Source organism: Klebsiella sp. K5-45, assembly GCF_030128605.1.
Taxonomy (GTDB): Bacteria; Pseudomonadota; Gammaproteobacteria; order Enterobacterales; family Enterobacteriaceae; genus Klebsiella; species Klebsiella quasipneumoniae.
In genome coordinates, this window is record NZ_JAKUZW010000013.1 from 67,800 (window position 1) to 91,009 (window position 23,210).

General features: G+C 59.0%; 19 protein-coding genes. 9 read left to right on the forward strand and 10 right to left on the reverse strand.

Features of this window, described 5'->3' with window-relative positions:
- Nucleotides 1-54: 54 nt before the first annotated feature.
- From ftsN to priA, 3 genes are all read right to left on the reverse strand, one after another.
- On the reverse strand, nt 55-1,020 hold the full coding sequence (ftsN, locus tag MKS11_RS23185; RefSeq protein ID WP_004203675.1) for a cell division protein FtsN: 966 nt from the start codon (nt 1,018-1,020) through the stop codon (nt 55-57).
- Nucleotides 1,021-1,113: 93 nt separating this feature from the next.
- Nucleotides 1,114-2,142, reverse strand: coding sequence for a DNA-binding transcriptional regulator CytR (gene cytR, locus MKS11_RS23190; protein WP_004203676.1), 1,029 nt, complete (start codon nt 2,140-2,142; stop codon nt 1,114-1,116).
- Nucleotides 2,143-2,292: 150 nt separating this feature from the next.
- Nucleotides 2,293-4,488: a primosomal protein N' gene (priA, locus tag MKS11_RS23195; protein WP_032455464.1), complete on the reverse strand. Its 2,196-nt coding sequence runs from the start codon at nt 4,486-4,488 to the stop codon at nt 2,293-2,295.
- A gap of 252 nt (nt 4,489-4,740) precedes the next feature.
- Between priA and rpmE the strand changes: the two genes are divergently transcribed.
- Nucleotides 4,741-4,953: a 50S ribosomal protein L31 gene (gene rpmE / locus MKS11_RS23200; RefSeq protein ID WP_002882922.1), complete on the forward strand. Its 213-nt coding sequence runs from the start codon at nt 4,741-4,743 to the stop codon at nt 4,951-4,953.
- Between the two features lie 101 nt (nt 4,954-5,054).
- On the opposite strand, the gene metJ is transcribed toward rpmE, so the two are convergent.
- Nucleotides 5,055-5,372, reverse strand: coding sequence for a met regulon transcriptional regulator MetJ (gene metJ / locus MKS11_RS23205; protein ID WP_002882924.1), 318 nt, complete (start codon nt 5,370-5,372; stop codon nt 5,055-5,057).
- Between the two features lie 267 nt (nt 5,373-5,639).
- On the opposite strand from metJ, the gene metB reads away from it, so the two are divergent.
- Together metB and MKS11_RS23215 are read left to right on the forward strand one after the other, a co-directional pair.
- Nucleotides 5,640-6,800: a cystathionine gamma-synthase gene (gene metB, locus MKS11_RS23210; protein ID WP_004203678.1), complete on the forward strand. Its 1,161-nt coding sequence runs from the start codon at nt 5,640-5,642 to the stop codon at nt 6,798-6,800.
- A gap of 2 nt (nt 6,801-6,802) precedes the next feature.
- A complete protein-coding gene (locus MKS11_RS23215) occupies nt 6,803-9,235 on the forward strand; it encodes a bifunctional aspartate kinase/homoserine dehydrogenase II (RefSeq protein WP_023291529.1) in 2,433 nt (810 codons plus the stop codon).
- Between the two features lie 38 nt (nt 9,236-9,273).
- Here MKS11_RS23215 and MKS11_RS23220 read toward each other — a convergent pair whose 3' ends face one another.
- On the reverse strand, nt 9,274-9,645 hold the full coding sequence (locus tag MKS11_RS23220; protein ID WP_004203680.1) for a carboxymuconolactone decarboxylase family protein: 372 nt from the start codon (nt 9,643-9,645) through the stop codon (nt 9,274-9,276).
- Nucleotides 9,646-9,736: 91 nt separating this feature from the next.
- Between MKS11_RS23220 and MKS11_RS23225 the strand changes: the two genes are divergently transcribed.
- Entirely contained in the window at nt 9,737-10,645 is a 909-nt protein-coding gene (locus MKS11_RS23225) for a LysR family transcriptional regulator (RefSeq protein ID WP_023319430.1), read from the forward strand.
- Nucleotides 10,646-10,872: 227 nt separating this feature from the next.
- The gene (gene metF, locus MKS11_RS23230) at nt 10,873-11,760 is read left to right on the forward strand and encodes a methylenetetrahydrofolate reductase (protein WP_004203682.1); all 888 of its coding nucleotides are present in this window, start codon (nt 10,873-10,875) and stop codon (nt 11,758-11,760) included.
- A gap of 93 nt (nt 11,761-11,853) precedes the next feature.
- On the opposite strand, the gene MKS11_RS23235 is transcribed toward metF, so the two are convergent.
- The 3 genes from MKS11_RS23235 to MKS11_RS23245 form a co-directional block, all read right to left on the reverse strand.
- Nucleotides 11,854-12,957: a glycerol dehydrogenase gene (locus tag MKS11_RS23235; RefSeq protein WP_217312163.1), complete on the reverse strand. Its 1,104-nt coding sequence runs from the start codon at nt 12,955-12,957 to the stop codon at nt 11,854-11,856.
- Nucleotides 12,958-13,011: 54 nt separating this feature from the next.
- The gene (fsa, locus tag MKS11_RS23240) at nt 13,012-13,674 is read right to left on the reverse strand and encodes a fructose-6-phosphate aldolase (RefSeq protein ID WP_004203684.1); all 663 of its coding nucleotides are present in this window, start codon (nt 13,672-13,674) and stop codon (nt 13,012-13,014) included.
- Between the two features lie 205 nt (nt 13,675-13,879).
- Complete coding sequence (locus MKS11_RS23245; protein ID WP_226549981.1) at nt 13,880-14,821, reverse strand: AraC family transcriptional regulator; 942 nt, start codon at nt 14,819-14,821, stop codon at nt 13,880-13,882.
- 69 nt (nt 14,822-14,890) lie between these two features.
- Here MKS11_RS23245 and zinT point away from each other — a divergent pair, with 69 nt between their 5' ends.
- Nucleotides 14,891-15,541, forward strand: coding sequence for a metal-binding protein ZinT (gene zinT / locus MKS11_RS23250; protein WP_004203686.1), 651 nt, complete (start codon nt 14,891-14,893; stop codon nt 15,539-15,541).
- A 47-nt stretch (nt 15,542-15,588) separates the two neighbouring features.
- On the opposite strand, the gene ppc is transcribed toward zinT, so the two are convergent.
- Together ppc and argE are read right to left on the reverse strand one after the other, a co-directional pair.
- Nucleotides 15,589-18,240 carry a phosphoenolpyruvate carboxylase gene (ppc, locus tag MKS11_RS23255; RefSeq protein WP_017899812.1) on the reverse strand — a complete coding sequence of 884 codons (2,652 nt, stop codon included), beginning with the start codon at nt 18,238-18,240 and terminating at the stop codon, nt 15,589-15,591.
- A 258-nt stretch (nt 18,241-18,498) separates the two neighbouring features.
- Nucleotides 18,499-19,650: an acetylornithine deacetylase gene (argE, locus tag MKS11_RS23260; protein WP_004203688.1), complete on the reverse strand. Its 1,152-nt coding sequence runs from the start codon at nt 19,648-19,650 to the stop codon at nt 18,499-18,501.
- Nucleotides 19,651-19,763: 113 nt separating this feature from the next.
- Between argE and argC the strand changes: the two genes are divergently transcribed.
- From argC to argH, 3 genes are all read left to right on the forward strand, one after another.
- Nucleotides 19,764-20,768 (forward strand): N-acetyl-gamma-glutamyl-phosphate reductase, encoded by a 1,005-nt coding sequence (argC, locus tag MKS11_RS23265; protein ID WP_087771192.1) that lies wholly within the window; start codon nt 19,764-19,766, stop codon nt 20,766-20,768.
- A gap of 6 nt (nt 20,769-20,774) precedes the next feature.
- Nucleotides 20,775-21,551: an acetylglutamate kinase gene (gene argB, locus MKS11_RS23270; protein ID WP_087771191.1), complete on the forward strand. Its 777-nt coding sequence runs from the start codon at nt 20,775-20,777 to the stop codon at nt 21,549-21,551.
- 100 nt (nt 21,552-21,651) lie between these two features.
- Nucleotides 21,652-23,025, forward strand: coding sequence for an argininosuccinate lyase (gene argH, locus MKS11_RS23275; RefSeq protein ID WP_064187991.1), 1,374 nt, complete (start codon nt 21,652-21,654; stop codon nt 23,023-23,025).
- Nucleotides 23,026-23,210: the final 185 nt, after the last annotated feature.

The following is a 23,210-nucleotide window of genomic DNA, read 5'->3' on the forward strand; positions in this document are numbered from 1 at the left end:
CCGCGCTGTCCGCGGGGCCGAATGCAATTATAGATGGGGGGGTTTTTGAGGGTTTCAACCCCTGGCGGCGAGACGAATGCAGTTCGCGTGTCCAGCCATCTTCAGGCGGGTGATCATCTCGTTGGCGCTTTCTTTGCCTTTCAGCGGGCCAATGACCACGCGGTTCCAGCCGTTGTTGGTGGTGATGTGCGAAGCAAACCCTTCGAAAGCCAGCTGAGCGCGGACGGTTTCGGCCTGCTCGGCGCCTTTAAAGGAGCCGCACTGGATCATCCAGCTACGATCGTCTTTCTTCTCGGCGGTGGTTTTCGGCGCTTCTTCCACCCGAGTTACCGGCGCCGCGGCCTGGGTACGCGGCTGCGTGGTATTGGTATGCGCTGGCGTCTGCAGCAGATCCTGGTACGGCTGCTGGTTTGACGCGGTCTGCTTCGGCTGTTGCTGCTGGACCGGCTTCGGCTGCTGAACGCGCGGCGGCTGCTGCACGGTCTGCGGCTGAGTTTGCGCCCACTGTTGCTGTTGCGCCTGCTGCTGTTGCTGCGCTAAACGCTGGCGCTGTAGCGTCTGCTGGCGCTGGGCCGGCGTTTGTTCGTTCCACGGCACTTCGGTCAGCTGAGTCGGCTGTTGACGCATATCGGCCTGCATCTGGGCCAGCAGCTGGCGCTGTTCGTCAGTCAGCTGCTCCGGTTTCATCACTTCGCCGCCGGCGGTCGGTTCGGTCGGCGCGCGAACGCCCGGCTGTCGGCTTTCCAGCTCTTTAATATAGCGCCAACGCTCTTCCGGTTTTGGCGGCAAGCCGTTGCCGGCGGCCTGGCGATTTTGCATCGCTTCCGCTTCTTCTTTCTTATGGTGCGTAATGAAATAGAGTCCACCGATAAAGGCCACCAGCACAGCCGCCGCGATCGCCACCATAGCCGGTGAAATTGCCGGAAGGCTGCTTTGCTTATTCCTTGAGCTTCGGGTAGTGCTCTTTTTGCGCCGCGAAGAAGCCGGTTGGCTGCGGCGTACATAATCTCGTTGTGCCACTATCGTTTCGCTGTCTTATATTCGTTCGTCAGCCCGCCATGTTACTTAAGCGGCGGGCCTTTGACCAGAAGAGCAGGCCCGAAAGCCTGATGGTTATCGTCTGATTTTTTGCGTACTGCCGCGAACTATCAGTTCGCAATCGAGCAGGCGCGAGCCGCTGTTCACGTTATGACCCTGCATTTGCTCAAGTAATAGCAGCATTCCTTCACGGCCGATATCAAAACGCGGCTGTGACACGGTGGTCAATGGCGGATCGCAAAATTCAGACAACGCGATGTTATCGAAGCCGACAATCGACAGGTCGTCCGGCACTTTCAGACCGCGGCGTTTCGCCAGCGATAAGGCGCCCAGCGCCATCACATCGCTATGGCAAAAGACCGCCGTGGGCGGTACCGGCTGCGACAGCAGCTGCTCCAGCGCATTGGCGCCAGCTTCGAAGGTAAAGTTGCCGCGAGCGATATAGTGCGGATCAACGGTGATACCGCTGCGGCGCAGCGCCTGCACGTAACCCTGCAGGCGATAATGGCACAGCGGCATATCTTCCGGGCCGGCGATGCAGCCGATACGCTGGTGTCCCAGCTCGTGAAGGTAGTTTACCGCGTTAAAGGCCGCCGTCAGGTTATCGATGTGGACGGTGGGCAGCTCCAGTTCCGGCGCGAACTCGTTCGACATGACCATCGGTGGCAAATTGCGCTGCTCTTCCACGCTGGCGTCAAACGGCAGGCGCGAGCTGAGCAGCACCATGCCGTCAATCTGCTTGGTGATGATAAGGTCGATAAAGGTTTTTTCTTTCTGATTCTGGTGGGCGCAATCGCCGATTAACACCAGATATCCATGCTCGGCGGCAGTGACTTCAATACCGCGGATCACTTCGCTAAAAAAGGGATCGCAGATATCCGGTACGATCACGAGGATCGTCCGCGATTCGTTGCGCTTCATATTGCGTCCGAGCGACTGCGGTAAATAGCCGACTTCCAGCGCCGCCTGCTCGACCCGGTTACGGGTGGCTTGCGACACCTTATCAGGGTTCATCAACGCTCGGGACACGGTTGCCGTGGAAACGTTTGCCTTTAAGGCGACGTCTTTCATGGTGGCGGCAACCACTTGTTTTTTGGGCTTCACCTGGTTTCTCCTCGCTGAATGGCGCTGGCATTTCCCTTGCGCGCTAACTGCTGCATCTTTTTTATCAGATAGTCGCGGCAGTGAGTTACAGAATTTTCATGAAAAACGTGATGCTTGTTGAATTTTTCGATCCGGCTCGCAAGAGAAGGCTTACCCTTCAATAGGATCGACATCCAGCACCCACTTCACTTTTTTCGCCTCCGGCAGCGTATTGATCAGCGCCAGCGTACCGCTGACGATATGCTGCAGGCGCACCCGCGAAGGATGCTGCAGCAATATCTGCCACCGCCAGCGGCCGCCGCGCTTCGGCGCCAGCGCCGGAACCGGACCGAGCACCCATAGCTTGTCGTCGGCCAGCGGACTGGCCTGCAGCAGATTGCGCAGCTGTTGTAAAAACAGCGGCGCCTGCTGGTTGTTATGGTCTTCCGCACGAATCAGCACATGGCTGGTCCACGGCGGTAGCTGCATTGTCTGCCGCTCTGCCAGCGCCTGTTCGGCGAAAGCGTCGTAGCCTTTATACAGCAGGGTCTGCAGCAGAGGGTGTTCCGGATGGTGGGTTTGCAGGATCACTTCGCCCTGTTTTCCTGCCCGCCCCGCTCGCCCGGAGACCTGGGTATAGAGCTGAGCGAAACGCTCGGCGGAGCGGAAATCCGCGGAAAACAGCGCCCCGTCGACGTCCAGCAGGGAGACGAGGGTGACGTCCGGGAAGTGGTGGCCTTTGGCCAGCATCTGGGTGCCAATTAAAATACGCGCCCCACCGCGATGGACGGCGGCGAGATGCTCTTCCAGCGCCCCTTTGCGGCTGGTGGTATCGCGGTCGATACGCGAGATAGGCACGTCAGGAAACAGCGGCGCCAGGGCCTGCTCCAGCTGTTCGGTGCCGATACCCACCGGCACCAGGTGCGTGGAGCCGCAGGAGGGGCACTGGCGCGGGATAGGGCGCTGACTGTCGCAATGGTGGCAGCGCAGATGGTGCTGCGCCTGGTGCAACGTATAGTAGCTGTCGCAGCGCGGACATTCCGCTATCCAGCCGCAGTCGTGGCACAGCAGCGCTGGCGCAAAGCCGCGGCGGTTAAGAAACAGGATCACCTGGTTATCCGCCTGCAGATGCTGACGCATACGGCCAATCAGCGCGGGAGACAGACCTGCCTGCAGCGGTTGCCCTTTGAGATCGAGCACGTGCTGCTGGGCAGGGCGCGCATTGCCCGCGCGTTTGCTTAAGGTTAACTGGCGGTATTTGCCCTGGCGGACGTTATGCAGGGTCTCCAGCGCCGGCGTCGCCGAGCCGAGAATTATCGGGATCTGTTCGCTGTGGGCGCGCCATACCGCCAGGTCGCGGGCATGGTAGCGCCAGCCCTCCTGCTGCTTGTAGGAGCTGTCATGCTCTTCGTCGATGACGATGACGCCGAGGTCTTTAAACGGGGTAAACAGCGAGGAGCGGGTGCCGATCACAATGGCCGCTTCGCCGTTTTTCGCCTTCAGCCAGGCCGAGAGACGTTCGCTGTCATTGAGCCCGGAGTGCAGGACTTCCACCGGCGCGTTAAAGCGCTGGCGAAAACGGGCGATGGTTTGCGGCGTCAGGCCGATCTCTGGCACCATCACCAGCGCCTGGCGCCCCTGCGCCAGCACATTCTCCAGCACGCTCAAATACACTTCCGTTTTCCCGGAGCCGGTAATACCCGCCAGCAGCCAGGCGGAGAAGCGATCGGCGGCGCTGTGGATCGCGCCGACGGCGGTGGCCTGCTCGGTATTAAGACGCAGGCGTTCGCCAGCCACCGAATACGCGCTGCGCCAGTCGGTGAGGGTGGGCGCTTCGCAGGCCAGCTCCGCCAGCCCTTTGCCGCGCAGCGCCTGCAGCGCCGCTTCATTAAATTCCAGTTCGCCGACCTGATGACGCCAGATTTTGCCCTGGCGCAGCGCCGCCAGCGCCTGCTGCTGCTTCGGCGAGCGTTTCAGACCGTTAAGATCGACGGCCTGCCCCTGCTCGGTGGCGAACCAGTACCACAGCGGCGTAGCGCTGGCGGGTTTACCCTGGCGCAGCAGAATGGGCAACGCATGGAACAGCACATCGCCGATCGGGTGATGGTAGTACTCAGCCGCCCACATCAGCAACCGCCAGACGGTACCGGAGAAGACCGGTTCGTCGTCCAGCGCTTCCGCGACCGGTTTTAGCTCGTCCAGCGGCAGCTCGCTGCGCTCGCTGACCGCCGCGACAATGCCGATCCGCTCCTGTTTGCCGAACGGCACCCGCACCCGACAGCCCGCTTTGACCGCCATGCCGTCAGGCAGCAGATAGTCAAAGGTGCGCGGTAGCGGAACGGGTAGGGCAACGTGGGCGACGGGCATGTCATCTTCCTGACTTGAAATCTGGCGGGATAGTATACACATTACGATAAGGCGGCGCGGATCAGTTTGCATATGCTGGTCAAATTCTGTATGATTCGCCGCCTTTGATGCGCTTTATATCGCATTGAAGATTGACCATTACCGTGTGCTTCACGCTGTCAGCAGCGTAGAGGGCGACGGGAAATTACTAATATCGCGTGGTGTCTGGCGTTAGGGCTGGAAGAGCGACGCGGCCTTAACTGAGGTTCTCCCATGAAAAAAGGTATTCACCCAAATTACGACGAAATTACTGCTACCTGTTCTTGCGGTAATGTCATGAAAATCCGCTCCACTGTAGGTCATGACCTGAACCTCGACGTGTGCGGCAAATGCCACCCGTTCTTCACCGGCAAACAGCGTGATGTTGCTACCGGTGGCCGTGTTGACCGCTTCAACAAGCGCTTCAGCATCCCGGGCAGCAAGTAAGTTGCCAGAAGAAGCCGCCTCAGGGCGGCTTTTTTGTGTCTCTCGCCTGCCTGGGCGAGAAAGAAAAAGGGCGGAAGAGTGCTTCCGCCCTTTTTATTGTCTCAGTATTCCCACGTATCCGGGTCGATACCCAGTTCACGCATAATCGCTTTCGCTGCTTCCGGGATCTCATCGCTGCGCTCTTTACGCAGGTCTTCATCGTTAGGCAACGGTTGTCCAGTAAAGGCATGCAGGAACGCTTCGCACAGCAGCTCGCTGTTGGTCGCGTGACGCAGGTTATTCACCTGACGACGCGTACGTTCATCGGTGAGGATTTTTAACACCTTCAGAGGAATGGAAACCGTAATTTTCTTTACTTGCTCACTCTTCTTACCGTGCTCAGCGTATGGGCTGATATATTCGCCGCTCCATTCAGCCATGAGATACCTTAATCCTCTGTTTATTAGTGAAGGGCCAGAATATTCCGCCCGGGCTATAATTGCGCGTAGTTTACCGTAAGCGCAGGCTTTCTGACATGAGATAAGCCGCCGCCGACGTGCGCTAATGCATATAATTTTAACGGCTATTTGCACTTTGCTCAATCTATACGCAAAGAAGTTTAGATGTCCAGATGTATTGACGTCTATTGTGACAATGATTACTCTGGAGCCTGACTTTTCACCGATTCAGCCCAGGAACTTCCCAACATGACGCGTAAACAGGCCACCATCGCAGTGCGTAGCGGTTTAAATGACGACGAGCAGTACGGTTGCGTTGTCCCGCCGATCCACCTCTCCAGTACCTATAACTTCACCGACTTTAATGAACCTCGCGCTCACGACTACTCCCGCCGCGGCAACCCGACGCGTGATGTGGTGCAGCGTGCCTTAGCGGAGCTGGAGGGCGGCGCTGGCGCGGTGCTGACCAATACCGGTATGTCGGCGATCCTGCTGGTGACGACGGTGTTCCTTAAGCCTGGCGATCTGCTGGTGGCGCCGCATGACTGCTACGGCGGCAGCTACCGTCTGTTCGATAGCCTGGCGAAGCGCGGCTGCTATCGCGTTCAGTTCGTCGATCAAAACGATGAGCAGGCGCTGCGGGCGGCGTTGGCGGAAAAACCGAAGCTGGTGCTGGTCGAAAGCCCAAGTAATCCATTGCTGCGGGTAGTGGATATTGCGAAAATCTGTGGTCTGGCGCGCGAAGCCGGGGCGATCAGCGTGGTCGATAACACCTTCCTGAGTCCGGCGCTGCAAAACCCGCTGGCGCTGGGCGCCGATCTGGTGTTGCACTCCTGTACTAAATACCTTAATGGTCACTCTGATGTGGTGGCCGGGGTGGTGATTGCCAACGATCCGGCGACTGTCACCGAACTGGCATGGTGGGCGAATAATATTGGCGTCACCGGCAGCGCCTTCGACAGCTATCTGCTGTTGCGCGGGCTGCGGACGCTTTCTCCACGCATGGAAGTGGCGCAGCGTAATGCCCTGGCGATTGTCGAGTATCTGAAAACCCAGCCACTGGTGAAAAAGCTGTATCATCCGTCGCTGCCGGAAAACCAGGGGCATGAAATTGCGGCGCGTCAGCAAAAAGGTTTTGGCGCAATGTTAAGCTTCGAGCTGGACGGTGACGAGCAGACGCTGCGCCGTTTCCTGAGCGGGCTGTCGCTGTTTACACTGGCGGAATCGCTGGGGGGCGTTGAAAGCCTGATTTCCCATGCGGCAACGATGACGCATGCCGGCATGGCGCCTGAAGCGCGTGCCGCCGCCGGAATTTCAGAAACGCTCCTGCGTATTTCGACCGGTATTGAAGATGGTGAAGATTTAATTGCCGACCTGGAAAATGGCTTCCGGGCAGCAAACGAGGAATAAAGATGAGTGTGATTGCGCAGGCAGGGGCGAAGGGTCGTCAGCTGCACAAATTTGGTGGGAGTAGTTTAGCGGATGCGAAATGTTACCTGCGCGTCGCGGGGATCATGAAGGAGTATTCGCAGGCGGGGGACATGATGGTCGTCTCCGCCGCTGGCAGCACCACCAACCAGCTGATCAGCTGGCTTAAGCTTAGCCAGAGCGATCGCCTTGCTGCGCATCAGGTTCAGCAGTCGCTTCGCCGCTATCACACCGAACTGATTGGTGGTCTGGTGGAGCCTGCGGCGGCGGATACGCTGATAGCCGCCTTTATCCACGACCTTGAGCGTCTGGCTGGTCTGCTGGACGGCGGGGTTTCCGAAGCGGTCTATGCGGAAGTGGTCGGCCATGGGGAAGTGTGGTCCGCGCGCCTGATGGCGGCGGTTCTCAACCAGCTGGGAATGGAAGCCGCCTGGCTTGACGCGCGCGCGTTCCTGCGCGCGGAACGCGCCGCGCAGCCGCAGGTGGATGAAGGATTATCCTATCCGCTGCTGCAGCAGCTGATGGCGCAGCATCCTAACAAACGTCTGGTGGTGACCGGCTTTATCTCCCGCAACCAGGCCGGTGAAACCGTCCTGCTGGGCCGTAACGGGTCTGACTACTCCGCCACCCAGATCGGTGCGCTGGCGGGCGCTTCCCGGGTCACTATCTGGAGCGACGTCGCCGGGGTGTACAGCGCGGATCCGCGCAAGGTGAAAGACGCCTGTCTGCTGCCGCTGCTGCGTCTGGACGAAGCCAGCGAGTTGGCGCGTCTGGCCGCGCCGGTGCTCCATGCCCGCACGCTACAGCCGGTTTCCGCCAGCGATATCGATCTGCAGTTACGCTGCAGCTATACGCCGGAACAGGGTTCCACGCGCATTGAGCGCGTACTGGCCTCCGGTACTGGCGCCCGGATTGTCACCAGCCATGACGACGTCTGCCTGGTGGAGTTCCAGGTGCCGGCCGGTCACGATTTCAAACTGGCGCATAAAGAGCTGGACGCCCTGCTCAAACGCGCCCAGCTGCGCCCGTTAGCCGTTGGCGTCCATGCCGACCGCAAGCTGCTGCAGTTTTGCTATACCTCCGAGGTGGCCGACAGCGCGCTGAAGCTGCTCGATGAAGCAGGTCTGCCGGGCGAGCTGCGTCTGCGTCAGAAGCTGGCGCTGGTGGCGATGGTGGGCGCTGGCGTCACCCGTAACCCCCTGCATTGCCACCGTTTCTGGCAGCAGCTGAAAGGGCAGCCAGTGGAGTTCACCTGGCAGTCGGAAGAAGGAATCAGCCTGGTGGCCGTGCTGCGCGCCGGGCCGACGGAAAGCCTGATCCAGGGGCTGCACCAGTCCTTGTTTCGTGCCGAAAAGCGTATTGGCCTGATGCTGTTCGGCAAAGGAAACATCGGTTCCCGCTGGCTGGAGCTGTTCGCCCGTGAACAAACCACGCTCTCGGCGCGCACCGGCTTTGAGTTTGTTCTCGCCGGCGTGGTCGACAGTAAACGCAGTCTGCTGAACTATGACGGGCTGGACGCCAGCCGGGCGCTAGCTTTCTTCAACGATGAAGCGGTGGAGCAGGATGAAGAGTCGCTGTTCCTGTGGATGCGCGCGCACCCGTACGATGATTTAGTGGTGCTGGACGTCACCGCCAGCGAACAGCTGGCCGACCAGTATCTTGATTTCGCCAGCCATGGCTTCCACGTGATCAGCGCCAACAAGCTGGCGGGGGCCAGCAGCAGCGATAAGTATCGCCAGATCCACGACGCGTTTGAGAAGACGGGGCGCCACTGGCTGTATAACGCCACCGTGGGCGCCGGCTTGCCGGTGAACCATACGGTGCGCGACCTGATCGACAGCGGCGATACCATCCTCGGCCTGAGCGGTATCTTCTCGGGAACGCTCTCCTGGCTGTTCCTGCAGTTCGATGGCACCGTGCCGTTCACCGACCTGGTGGATCAGGCGTGGCAGCAGGGGCTGACCGAGCCGGATCCGCGCGTCGATCTGTCCGGTAAAGATGTGATGCGCAAGCTGGTGATCCTCGCGCGGGAAGCGGGCTATGACATCGAACCGGATCAGGTGCGCGTGGAATCACTGGTCCCGGCGCACTGTGAAGAGGGTTCGGTTGATCACTTCTTTGAGAATGGCGAAGAGCTGAACGAGCAGATGCTGCAGCGCCTGGAGGCGGCCCGCGAGATGGGGCTGGTGCTCCGCTACGTGGCGCGCTTTGATGCCAACGGCAAAGCTCGCGTCGGCGTGGAAGCGGTACGCGAAGAGCACCCGCTGGCGGCGCTGCTGCCGTGCGATAACGTGTTTGCTATCGAAAGCCGCTGGTATCGTGATAATCCGTTGGTGATCCGCGGGCCCGGCGCCGGGCGTGACGTGACCGCCGGGGCGATCCAGTCGGATATTAACCGTCTGGCGCAGCTGCTGTAATCCCGAGAAAAAGACCAGGCCAGGCCTGGTCTTTTTTGTTAGTGCGCCGCAAAAACCGCTTTAGCGGCAAACAGGCCGTTTAGCGCCGCCGGGAATCCGGCGTAGACCGCCATCTGCATGATCACTTCCGTAATTTCCTCTTGCGTCAGACCAACATTTAATCCCGCGGCAATATGCACTTTCAGCTGCGGCTCGGCGTTACCCAGCGCGGTGAGCGCGGCGATGGTGGCGATTTCCCGGCTGCGCAAATCAAGCCCTGGCCGGGCGTAAATATCGCCGAAGGGGAACTCAATCAGATAGCGGGCGAAGTCGGGGGCGATATCCCGCAGGCTGTCGACGACGGCTTCCCCGCCGTGACCGTCCACGCGCTGAAGCATTTCCTGACCGGTGATATAACGTTCGCTGGACATCGTTTTTTCCTCTCTGTGATGAAGCGTTGAGAGGAAGGGTAGGGAAGTTTGCCGGACTTGAGTAATACCCTTTTCGTGATACCTTTTCAGTATGACAACTTCGCGATTGCATTCTCTCGATATCCGCCTGCTGCGCGCCTTTGCGGTGGTGGCGGAGGAAAATAACATCAGCCGGGCGGCGCAGCGGTTATTTATCTCGCAGCCGCCGCTGAGTCGCCATATGCGCCATCTGGAAGCGCAGCTGGGGGTGACGCTGTTTCAGCGCCATAGCAAAGGCCTGATCCTTACCGACGCGGGCAGAGAGGTGCTGGCAATGATTCGGCCCATGCTGGCGCTCCAGGAACGCACGCTGGCGGCATTGAGTGAGCTCTCCGTTCACTCACCGCCGTCTCTGCGTCTGGGCGTGACGACCGCCTTCGAACAAGGCATTTTCGCCGCTGTTGAATCTGCGCTGAGCGAACATACCCGCGCGTTGCATATCACCCGCCACGCTTCACCGGCGCTGGCTCAGCAGGTGCGCAAAGGCAAACTCGATGCAGCGCTGGTTGCGCTGCCGCTCAATACTGAAGGGCTGCACCTGCACCCATTGCCGTATCAGGAGCCGCTTATCGCGGCAGTGCCAACCTCCTGGCCGGAAGCCGCCACATCAGCGTTAACGCTAAGCGCGCTCAATCACCGGCCGCTGTTCTGGTTTAAACGTGAGCGTAACCCCGATTTCTTTGACTATACGCGACGCATTTTCGACCGGGCTGGCTATACCCCCGCTTATGTGGAAGAGCCTGCCGAACATGATGTGCTGCTGGCGCGAATTGCGCGTGGGGAAGGCATGATCCTCCTGCCGGCGTCCTTTTCCGCAATCCAGCGTCAGGGGGTGGTGTTCTGTCCTGTCGCTGAAGGCGACAGCATGCCGTTAAGCCTTGGGGTGATCTATGCGCCTCACCGGGCAGAATCCGTGCAGCAATGGCTCTCACTGCTGGATGAGCACCTGACGACTGGCTAGCCTCAGGCTGAACATCGTGCTATCTCATGTTGACCGCAGAGCGGGCTCTTTCGGCGGGCAAAGCGCCGGAAGATGAATTTTTTTCATATTGGCGGCCTTTTCCTCACTCTTTACGCAGATTTTTCTATTGACGCCCGCGCGCTTTTCCGTCATTTTTACATCTGGACGTCTAAACGTATAGAAGTTCGCAATACAACAGCCATTACATGCGATTGATGAGGTAAGGTATGAGCTTTTTTCACGCCAATCAGCGGGAAGCCCTGAATCAGAGCCTGGCGGAAGTCCAGGGCCAGATTAATGTGTCCTTTGAATTCTTTCCGCCGCGCACCAGTGAAATGGAGCAAACCCTGTGGAAATCCATCGATCGCCTGAGCAGTCTGAAACCGAAGTTTGTCTCGGTGACCTATGGCGCGAACTCCGGCGAGCGCGATCGCACCCACAGCATCATCAAGGGCATTAAAGAGCGAACCGGTCTGGAAGCGGCGCCGCACCTGACCTGTATCGATGCGACTCGCGATGAGCTGCGCACTATCGCCCAGGATTACTGGAACAACGGCATCCGCCATATCGTCGCGCTGCGCGGCGACCTGCCGCCGGGCAGCGGTAAACCGGAGATGTATGCCGCCGATCTGGTCAGCCTGCTGAAAGAGGTGGGGGATTTCGATATCTCTGTTGCCGCGTATCCGGAAGTGCATCCGGAAGCGAAAAGCGCGCAGGCGGATTTACTCAACCTGAAACGCAAAGTCGAGGCAGGCGCCAACCGCGCGATCACCCAGTTCTTCTTCGATGTGGAAAGCTACCTGCGTTTTCGCGATCGCTGCGTCTCAGCGGGCATCGACGTGGAAATTATTCCGGGTATCCTGCCGGTATCCAACTTTAAACAGGCGAAAAAGTTTGCGGATATGACCAACGTTCGTATCCCGGTGTGGATGTCGAAAATGTTCGAAGGTCTGGATAACGATGCCGAAACCCGTCAGCTGGTGGGGGCTAACATCGCTATGGACATGGTGAAGATTTTAAGTCGGGAAGGGGTAAAAGATTTCCACTTCTACACCCTGAACCGCGCCGAAATGAGCTACGCCATCTGCCATACGCTGGGCGTGCGTCCGGCCTGAGTGCTTGCCGTTTCCGCCGCCAGTGGGCGACACGTCCGGCAGATAAACATAAAAAACACCCGGCTGACGCCGGGTGTTTTGTTTTGCTCTGGATTATTCCCATTCCTGCAGGAAGCGCTGGCCATATTGGTCGGCGACCAGCAGCGCGGCGTAGACCTGGTCGGAGTTAACCCCGCCCGGCATATTGTGAATGGTTTCGCCTTCAGCGCAGGCGGCTTCCGCCACCAGGCGCATTTTGGTCGGGATGTCGCCTTTGATATCCAGCTGCGCCAGGGTGATCGGCAGCCCAACGCTGTGACATAGCGCGGCGACGGTCTCGATCTCTTCCACCGGCGCGTTTTCCAGCACCAGCTGCGTCAGGGTGCCGAACGCCACTTTTTCACCGTGATAATAGTGGTGAGCGTCAGGGATGGCCGTCATGCCGTTATGAATCGCGTGGGCTGCCGCCAGGCCACCGCTTTCAAAACCGACGCCGCTCAGATAGGTGTTGGCTTCCACCACCCGCTCCAGCGCCGGAGTGACCACGTGCTGTTCGGCGGCCAGCATCGCTTTTTCACCCTCTTCGAGTAAGGTGTTGTAGCACAGCTCGGCCAGCGCCAGCGCCGCCTGGGTGCATTTCCCGCCCGCCATGGTGGTGGCGCCGCTGCGTGAGCAGGCGCGGGCTTCGAACCAGGTGGCCAGCGCATCGCCAATTCCGGCTGCCAGCAGGCGAGCCGGCGCGCCGGCAACGATCTGCGTATCGACAATGACCATGTTAGGGTTGTGCGGTAGCATCAGATAGCTGTCGAACTCCCCTTCGTCGGTGTAAATCACCGACAGCGCGCTGCACGGCGCATCGGTGGAGGCGATGGTGGGGGCGATCGCCACCGGCACCTTCATAAAATGGGCCAGCGCTTTCGCGGTATCCAGGGTTTTACCACCGCCGATCCCCAGCACGGCGGTGCATTTCGCACTGCCGGCGATATCGCGCAGGCGATTGATTTCATTATGCGAACATTCACCGCCAAACGGCGCGATTTCCGCCGCCAGGCCGGCATCGGCCAGGCTTTTGCGTAGCATCTCTTCCGCGAATCCCAGCACGAATTTATCGCCAACGACCAGCCAGCGTTCGGCCAGCGGTTTCAGATAGTCGCCAAGGCGCTTGATGGTGCCTGCGCCCTGAATGTATTTGCCTGGTGATTGAATAATGCGATCCATTACGATTCCTCCTCGATGACCGTGATGCCGCCCGCAGGCGGCGCGCGGGTCCGGTTACAGGTTCAGCGTGCCAAAGGCGTTATTCCAGTCCTGTTCAAACTTCTCTATGGCTGACTCTACCGCAGGGGTGCCGAGCATTTGTTGCGCTACATCTAGTGGAAGGGTGATGGCTTCGCAGCCAGCCAGCAGGCAATCCAGTGCCTGACGGGGCGTTTTGAAGCTCGCCGCCAGCACTTTGCTTTCGGGCGCATGCATTTCCAGCAGGGATTGCAGCTCCTGCACCATGCGGATGCCGTCCCCGCCCTGAGCGTCGACGCGGTTAACGTAAGGCGCGACGTACTTTGCGCCGGCCAGCGCGGCCAGCAGACCCTGTGAGGCGCTGTAGACGGCGGTGCCAAGGGTTGGGATGCCTTCCTTCTTCAGCAGCTTGATAGCGGCGAGGCCTTCGGCGGTGACCGGGATTTTGACCACGATGCCCGGCACGGCGTTGCTCAGGCGTTTGGCTTCTGCCACCATGCCCTGCGCATCGCGGCTCATGGTCTGCGCAAACAGAATCCCTTCCGGGCCAACGGCTTTTTGCAAGCGCGGCAGTACATCCCAGACCGGTGTTTTTCCGGCGGCGATAATGCTCGGGTTGGTGGTCACCCCGGCCAGCGGGTAGATGCGGGCCAGGCGTTCCACTTCGGCGACGTTGGCGGTATCCAGATAGAGTTCCATAGTGTTTTCCTCAATGCTTAATTCGGTGCTGTCGTTGAGGTAAGCATACGGCTTTCGTTTGAAGGATCGCCAGATGACAAATTTGCCAAAAACTGGATAAATGTACGCATCGCGATTAAGGGTGATTTAGATCACATTTATCGACGCAGCCTGGGATGAGAGGAAACTATAGCGCGCACAAAAGTCAGGTTTAACACACAAAAATCTAGTTTTTTGCCGGGGATGATTTTTCCGTCAGCTGGCTATGGTACTGGCGGCGGTATTCAGACGGCGAGCGTTCCGTGGTTTTGCGGAACAGGCGGCAGAAGTAGTTGCTGTCGGCGAAGCCGCAGGCGTGGGCGATGTCTTTCACTTTCATATCGTGGCCCTTCAGCAGCATACGGGCCTGTTCGAGACGAATGTGGTTCAGATATTCATTGAAGCCCATTGGCCCACATTTCTGGAACAGATGAGAAAGATAGTTAGGAGAGAGATAGAACGCCTGGGCGACCGATTCCCGGCTCAGCGGCTCCGGGTAATGGACCTCGATGTACTGACGGATTGCCTCGAACAGCGCCTGGCTGCGCGAGGAGGTTTGCGCCTGGCTGCCGAGAAGATCATGGCAGTGGCTGAGCAGGCTGATGACGATGCTGCGGGCGGTTTGCTGCTCCTGCGGCTGCATCCGGATCTCGTTGAGCGCCTGCAGCAGAAAGGAACCGACGCGCGGCCCGCGACGCAGCGCCTGTAGTTTTTCAACAACGGCGATCGTCTTGCCATTCCAGCGCTGCAGCGAGCACTCCAGCTGCTGCTTAGCGAACAGGATGCTTAACAGCAGGCAGGGCGCCTGCCACTGTGGGCAGTTCCAGCTATCGCCAGGAATATAGAGCACGTCATGGGTCTCCAGGGGCGGGGCGTTATCGCCGAGCGCCTGGTCGCGCAATTGCCCATCGAGGAGGATATTCAGACGGGGAAAATCAACCTGCACCACCGGTTCAGCAGGCGAGCGCGTCTCGCCGGCGAAATAAACCCGGCCGAGGCTGGTCTGCTTTTTTAGCAATGCATCAATAAGTTGATTGATATCGTTGTCCATCATTGTTCCGCCCCGCGCATCACCCTTTTCATCATACCGGACATTATTCCAGCGGTAAAAGCGCCAGCCTGTCGCTATTGCTTCTTATTTGCGATATGTTATATCGTAACAATTTATCGCTATTGATAGCAAACTCAGGAGAGAGTAATGACCAGAAAGATCCCCCTGCTGGCCTTGGGACTCGGCATGGCGCTCGCCAGCGCCCAGGCGTTCGCCCACGGCAACCATAGCCATGGGCCGGCGCTAACCGAAGTGGAGCGTCAGGCCAGCGAAGGCATTTTTGCGGATAAAGATGTGCAGGACCGCGCGCTGAGCGACTGGGAGGGCGTCTGGCAGTCGGTGAACCCATATCTGCTCAACGGCGATCTCGATCCGGTGCTGGAGCAGAAGGCGAAAAAGCCCGGCGGCAAGAGCGTGGAGGAGTATCGCGCCTATTATAAGAAGGGCTACGCCACCGATGTGGAACAGATTGGCATTGAAGATGACGTGATTGAGTTCCACGTCGGCGAGACCGTCAACAGCTGCAAATACCGCTATTCAGGCTACAAAATTCTGCATTACGCCTCCGGTAAGAAGGGCGTACGTTATCTGTTCGAGTGCCAGCAGGGCGATGCCAACGCGCCAAAATATGTCCAGTTCAGCGACCATATCATTGGTCCGCGTAAATCGCAGCATTTCCATATTTTCATGGGCAATGAATCACAGGAAGCGTTGTTGAAAGAGATGGATAACTGGCCGACCTATTATCCGTATGCGCTGCATAAAGAACAGATCGTTGATGAGATGTTGCACCACTAAAACGGGTGAAAAATCCCCCGGCCAGGCGGCCGGGGGAAAGACATCGATTAGCCGGTGTTACGCATACCGGCGGCGACGCCGGCGATGGTGACCATCAGCGCTTGTTCAACGCGCGGATCCGGGTCTTTGCCCTCTTCTTCAGCCTGGCGTGAACGGTGCAGCAGTTCCGCCTGCAGGACGTTCAGCGGGTCGGTATAGATATTACGCAGCTGGATAGACTCGGCGATCCACGGCAGGTCAGCCATCAGATGGGAGTCGTTGGCGATGGCCAGCACGACGTTGATATCGGCAGCCAGCAGCTTGCGCAGCTCGGTACCCAGCGCCCACAGCTCCGGTTTCACCAAGCGCTGATCGTAATACTCCGCCAGCCACAGGTCGGCCTTCGAGTAAACCATCTCCAGCATGCCGAGGCGGGTGGAGAAGAACGGCCAGTCGCGACACATCGCTTCCAGTTCACTCTGTTTTCCGCCTTCGACTACCTTCTGCAGCGCAGCGCCAGCGCCCAGCCAGGCCGGAAGCATCAGGCGGTTCTGGGTCCAGGCAAAGATCCACGGAATGGCGCGCAGCGACTCGACGCCGCCGGTCGGGCGACGTTTTGCCGGGCGCGAACCCAGCGGCAGTTTGCCCAGCTCCTGCTCCGGAGTGGCGGAGCGGAAGTAAGGTACGAAATCTTTGTTTTCACGCACATAGCCGCGATACATCTTGCACGACACGTCGGACAGCTCGGCCATGATGTCGCGCCACTGCGGTTTGGGTTCCGGCGGCGGCAGCAGGTTGGCTTCGAGGATCGCGCTGGTATAGAGCGACAGGCTGCTGATGGTGACTTCCGGCAGGCCGTACTTAAAGCGGATCATCTCACCCTGCTCGGTAACGCGCAGGCCGCCTTTCAGGCTTCCCGGCGGCTGCGAGAGGAGCGCGGCGTGGGCCGGCGCGCCGCCGCGGCCAATGGAGCCACCGCGACCGTGGAACAGCGTCAGTTCGATCCCGGCTTTCTCACAGGTTTTGATCAACGCATCCTGCGCCTGGTACTGCGCCCAGGAGGCGGCCATCACCCCTGCGTCTTTCGCGGAATCAGAGTAGCCGATCATGACCATCTGTTTGCCCTGGATAAAGCCGCGGTACCAGTCGATATTCAGCAACTGGGTCATGACGTCGTTGGCGTTGTTCAGGTCGTCCAGCGTTTCGAACAGCGGAGCCACCGGCAGGGCGAAGCCAATCCCGGCCTCTTTCAGCAGCAGGTGAACCGCCAGCACGTCGGACGGCGTTTTGGCCATCGAGATCACGTAGGCGGCGATCGATCCGCGCGGCGCCTCGGCGATCACTCTGCAGGTGTCGAGAACTTCGCGGGTCTCTTCGCTCGGCTCCCACTGGCGCGGCAGCAGCGGACGTTTGGAATTCAGTTCGCGGATCAGGAAAGCCTGTTTGTCGGCTTCTGACCAGCTTTCGTAATCGCCGATCCCGAGGTAACGGGTCATTTCGCCCAGCGCTTCGGTATGGCGAGTGCTTTCCTGACGGATATCAATACGCACCAGCGGTACGCCGAAAGACTTCACGCGGCGCAGGGTGTCGAGCAGTTCGCCGTTGGCGATAATGCCCATGCCGCAGGCCTGCAGCGATTTATAGCAGGCGTACAGCGGCTCCCACAGCTGCTCGTTCTGCGTGATCAGTCCCGCCGGTTTCGGCAGCTTCTGACCTTTCAGGCGCGCTTCCAGCCAGGCCTGGGTCTCCATCAGCTGAGTGCGCAGTTTCTTCATCAGATAACGGTACGGTTCCTGAGCGCCCTCGGCGCCGGCCAGGGCGCGCAATTCGTCGGTACACTCCACCATCGACAGCTCGGAGATCAGCACCTGCACATCTTTAAGGAACAGATCGGTCGCTTTCCAGCGGCTGAGCAGCAGCACGTGGCGGGTGATATCGGCGGTCACGTTCGGGTTGCCGTCGCGGTCGCCGCCCATCCACGAAGTGAAACGCACCGGGACAAAGTCCACCGGCAACTGATAGCCGAGGTTGGCTTCCAGCTGTTCGTTCAGCTCGCGCAGGTAGTTAGGCACCCCTTCCCACAGGCTGTTTTCCACCACCGCGAAGCCCCATTTGGCTTCATCGACCGGGGAAGGGCGGTGCTTACGAATTTCATCGGTATGCCAGGACTGGGCGATCAGCTGGCGCAGACGGCGCATCAGCTGGTGGTGCTCGTAGTCCGCGATATCTTTGTTATCCAGCTGCTTGAGGCAGTTGTTCACTTCCACCATTTTATGGATCAGCGTCCGGCGGGTGATCTCGGTCGGGTGGGCGGTTAACACCAGCTCCAGGGACAGAGATTCCACCGCTTTTTTGATGGTCTCTTCGTTGAGATTGGGTTGGTCTTTGAGCTTTCTCAGGGTACGCGCAATGACTTCCGGATTGCTGGCCGCTTCGCCATTCGGCGAAATGCTGTGGTACTGCTCAGCGGTGTTAGCCAGATTCAGGAACTGGCTGAAGGCACGGGCTACCGGCAGCAGTTCGTCGTTAGACAAATTCTGCAGCGTGGTCAGCAGCTCCTGGCGGTTAGCTTCGTTGCCGGCGCGTGAAGATTTGGACAACTTACGGATAGTTTCGACACGATCAAGAATATTTTCTCCCAATGCATCCTTGATGGTATCGCCCAGCACCTTGCCGAGCATACTGACATTACTACGCAATGCGGAATATTGTTCGTTCATGTTACCCCAGACACCCCATCTCATTTTATTTTGTTATATCCGCTGCGCTGGAACGTGAGCAACGGATAAGCAACCCGTCTTTTATAAAGCCACGTAAATACCCCCACGTCAATTACTGCGAAATCGCTTCAGCAAACGAGTAAATACCCGTAATTTGCGAAATTTAACTCAGGGGGCGCTGGATAAGCATCGCTTATGGAAATGTGACGATCGTCACCGTTCCGCCCCGGGAGAACGGGGCGGAAAAAGAGGGCGATTTTAGTGCCAGCAGAAGTGGTGGACCACCTGGCTAATCAGCTCCCGCGTCGGCTTGATAAAGCGCGTCTCCAGAAACTCGTCAGGCTGATGGGCCTGGTTGATCGAGCCCGGGCCGAGAACCAGCGTTGGGCACAGCGTCTGGATAAACGGCGCTTCGGTACAGTAGTTCACCACGTCGGTCTGGGCGCCAAGCAGTTTCTCAACCACCTGCACCAGCTTATGGTCCGGTGGGCACTCATAGCCGGGGATCGGCGGATGCAGCTCCGAGACCGTCAGGCGGCCTGGCCAGCGTTCGCTGACCGGGGCCAGCGCCTCGCCCAGCAGACCATTAAGGTCGTTGAGGGTCATCCCCGGCAGCGGGCGGATGTCCATATGCAGTTCACAGCAGGCGCAGATACGGTTTGAGGCATCGCCGCCATGGATGGCGCCGAGGTTGAGGGTCGGGTAAGGGACCGTGAACGCCTCGAAGTGGTAGCGCTCTTTTAGCAGATCGCGCAGCTGCATAATCCGGCCGATGGCGTCGTGCATCAGCTCGATCGCGTTGACCCCGCGCGCCGGATCGCTGGAGTGGCCGGACTGGCCCTGAATACGGATCGCGTTGGACATATGTCCTTTATGGGCGCGGATTGGCTGCAGGGAGGTGGGCTCGCCGATGATGGCGCAGTCCGGGCGCAGCTGGGTGGTTTCGGCAAAATAGCGCGCGCCAGCCATGCTGGTCTCTTCGTCGGCGGTGGCCAGAATATACAGCGGTTTTTTCAGCGTGGTGACGTCGACATCGCGCAGGGCGTCGAGAATAAAGGCGAAAAAGCCTTTCATATCGGCCGTGCCGAGGCCGTAGAGCTTGTTATCGTGTTCGGTGAGGGTGAACGGGTCGCGCGTCCAGCGGCCATCATCGAACGGCACGGTATCGGTATGCCCTGCGAGCAGCAGGCCGCCGGCGCCGTGTCCGGTGCTGGCCAGCAGATTGAATTTATGGCGCGTATCCGGCACTGGCTGTACCTCGACGTTGAAGCCGAGATCGCGGAACCAGCCGGCCAGCAAATTGATTAAAGACTCATTGCTTTGATCGAGAGCCTCTTCGGTCGCGCTGATGGACGGTGTGGCGATCAACGCGCGGTAGATCTCGATAAAGGGCGGTAAATTGTTTTTCATTGTTGACACACCTTGGGTCGTGATAGTATCAATATTCATGCATTTATTGTGAATAAAAATACAATATCGTTGAGCGTAAGAAAACCCATCGAATGTAAGGAGATGCGCTTCCAATGTTAAATACGCTGATTGTGGGTGCCAGTGGTTATGCCGGCGCAGAGCTGGTGACCTATATCAATCGTCATCCGCATATGAACATAACCGCTTTGACGGTCTCCGCGCAAAGCAATGATGCGGGAAAATTAATTCCCGACCTGCATCCGCAGCTCAAAGGCATTGTCGATATGCCGCTGCAGCCGATGTCCGATATCAGCGAATTCAGCGCTGGCGTGGACGTGGTGTTTCTCGCCACCGCGCACGAAGTGAGTCACGATCTGGCGCCGCAGTTCCTTGCCGCCGGCTGCGTGGTGTTCGATCTCTCCGGTGCCTTCCGCGTTAACGATGGGGCGTTCTACGAAAAATATTATGGTTTCACTCATCAGCATCCCGACCTGCTCAAACAGGCGGTGTATGGTCTGGCGGAGTGGAGCGCGGATGCGCTTAAAGAAGCGCAGTTAATCGCGGTGCCTGGCTGCTACCCAACGGCGGCGCAGCTGTCGCTGAAGCCGCTGATCGATGCCGGTCTGCTGGATCTCAACCAGTGGCCAGTGATCAACGCCACCAGCGGGGTGAGCGGCGCGGGACGCAAAGCCGCGATCGGCAACAGCTTCTGTGAAGTCAGCCTGCAGCCGTACGGCATATTTAATCATCGTCATCAGCCGGAGATTGCCAGCCACCTCGGAGCGAAAGTGATTTTTACCCCGCACCTGGGTAATTTTAAACGCGGTATTCTGGAAACCATTACCTGCCGCCTGAAGCCGGGCGTTGGCCATGCGCAGATCGCGGCGGTTTACCAGCAGGCTTACGCCGATAAACCGCTGGTACGTTTATATGATAAAGGCGTGCCCGCAGTGAAAAGCGTCGAAGGTCTGCCATTCTGTGATATCGGTTTTGCCGTGCAGGACGATCATCTCATCGTCGTCGCGGCAGAAGATAATCTGCTGAAAGGCGCCGCAGCGCAGGCGGTGCAGTGCGCGAATATTCGTTTCGGCTTCGCTGAGACGCAGTCTCTTATTTAAGGTGTGATGATGAACCCATTAATTATCAAACTCGGCGGCGTATTACTCGATAGCGAAGAAGCGCTGGAGCGTCTGTTTACCGCGCTGGTCAATTACCGTGAAGCGCACCAGCGTCCGCTGATTATCGTCCACGGCGGCGGCTGCGTGGTGGATGAGCTGATGAAGCAGCTCAATCTGCCGGTGCAGAAGAAAAATGGTCTGCGGGTGACGCCGGCTGAGCAAATCGACATCATCACCGGCGCGCTGGCGGGAACCGCTAACAAGACGCTGCTGGCGTGGGCGAAAAAGCACGGTCTGGCCTCTGTCGGCCTGTTCCTCGGCGATGGCGGTAGCGTGAAGGTGACGCAGCTGGATGCTGAGCTGGGCCATGTCGGGCTGGCGCAGCCGGGCTCTCCGACGCTGATCAACACCCTGCTGGCGGGCGGTTACCTGCCGGTGGTGAGCTCTATCGGCGTGACCGATGAGGGCCAGCTGATGAACGTCAATGCTGACCAGGCGGCGACGGCGCTGGCGGCTACCCTGGGGGCGGATCTGATTCTGCTGTCTGACGTCAGCGGTATCCTCGACGGTAAAGGGCAGCGCATTGCCGAGATGACCGCCGAGAAAGCAGAGCAACTGATCGAGCAGGGGATTATCACCGACGGCATGATTGTCAAAGTGAATGCGGCCCTCGACGCCGCGCGCGCTCTGGGCCGTCCGGTGGACATCGCCTCCTGGCGTCACGCCGAGCAGCTGCCGGCGTTGTTTAACGGCACGCCTATCGGCACACGTATTCTGGCTTAAGATTTCATGCCCGGCGGCGCGTTGTCTGCCGGGCTTACAAGACCGTAGGCCGGGGAGGCACAACGCCACCGGCGGAACTAACGAATAAAGGAAGCATGTTATGGCACTTTGGGGCGGGCGTTTTACACAGGCAGCAGATCAACGGTTTAAACAGTTCAATGACTCGTTGCGCTTCGACTATCGTCTGGCGGAGCAGGATATCGTTGGCTCTGTCGCCTGGTCGAAAGCGCTGGTAACGGTCGGCGTTCTGAGTGCCGCTGAACAGCAGCAGCTGGAAGAAGCGCTGAATGTGCTACTGGAAGAGGTGCGCGCCAATCCGCAGCAAATCCTCGCCAGCGATGCCGAAGATATTCACAGCTGGGTGGAAGGCAAACTGATCGACAAAGTGGGCCAGTTGGGCAAGAAACTGCATACCGGCCGCAGCCGTAACGACCAGGTCGCTACCGATCTTAAACTGTGGTGCAAAGATACCGTTGTCGAATTGCTGTCGGCGAACCGCCAGCTGCAGAGCGCGCTGGTGGAGACGGCCCAGCAGAACCAGGACGCGGTGATGCCGGGGTACACCCACCTGCAGCGCGCCCAACCGGTGACGTTCGCGCACTGGTGTCTGGCCTATGTCGAAATGCTGGCGCGCGACGAAAGCCGCCTGCAGGACGCGCTGAAGCGCCTCGACGTTAGCCCGCTGGGCTGCGGCGCGCTGGCGGGGACGGCGTATGAGATCGACCGCGAGCAGCTGGCCGGCTGGCTGGGCTTTGCCTCCGCCACCCGCAACAGCCTCGACAGCGTGTCCGATCGCGATCATGTGCTGGAGCTGCTTTCCGATGCGGCTATCGGTATGGTGCATCTGTCGCGCTTTGCGGAAGATCTGATTTTCTTTAACTCCGGCGAGGCGAATTTCGTCGAGCTTTCCGACCGCGTAACCTCAGGCTCCTCGCTGATGCCGCAGAAGAAAAACCCGGACGCCCTGGAGCTTATCCGTGGCAAATGCGGTCGCGTGCAGGGCGCGCTGACCGGCATGATGATGACCCTGAAAGGGCTGCCGCTGGCCTACAACAAAGATATGCAGGAAGATAAAGAGGGGCTTTTCGACGCCCTGGATACCTGGCTCGACTGCCTGCATATGGCGACCCTGGTGCTGGATGGCATCCAGGTAAAACGTCCGCGCTGTGCGGAAGCGGCGCAGCAGGGCTATGCCAACGCCACGGAGCTGGCGGATTATCTGGTGGCGAAAGGCGTACCGTTCCGCGAGGCGCACCATATTGTCGGTGAAGCGGTGGTGGAAGCCATTGCGCAAGGGAAACCGCTGGAAGCGCTGGCCCTGGCCGATCTGCAGAAATTCAGCCCGGTGATTGTGGACGATGTTTATCCGATCCTGTCGCTGCAGTCCTGCCTGGATAAACGCGCGGCAAAAGGCGGCGTCTCGCCGCAGCAGGTGGCGCAGGCTATCGGCGAGGCGAAGGCCCGTCTGAGCTAATCCTTAGATATCTGCCCCCCTGACCCGGCCGAGCCCAGCGACGCCGGGTTTTTTATGCAAAAAAAAAAGCGGACGCAAGGTCCGCAAAAGTTCACGTTGGCTTTAGTTGTTCGGGTAGAGAAACAGTGTGACGGGCCAGTGGTTTCCAGAGGTTCACCGTCTTTATGGGTGTATTATTGAACAGA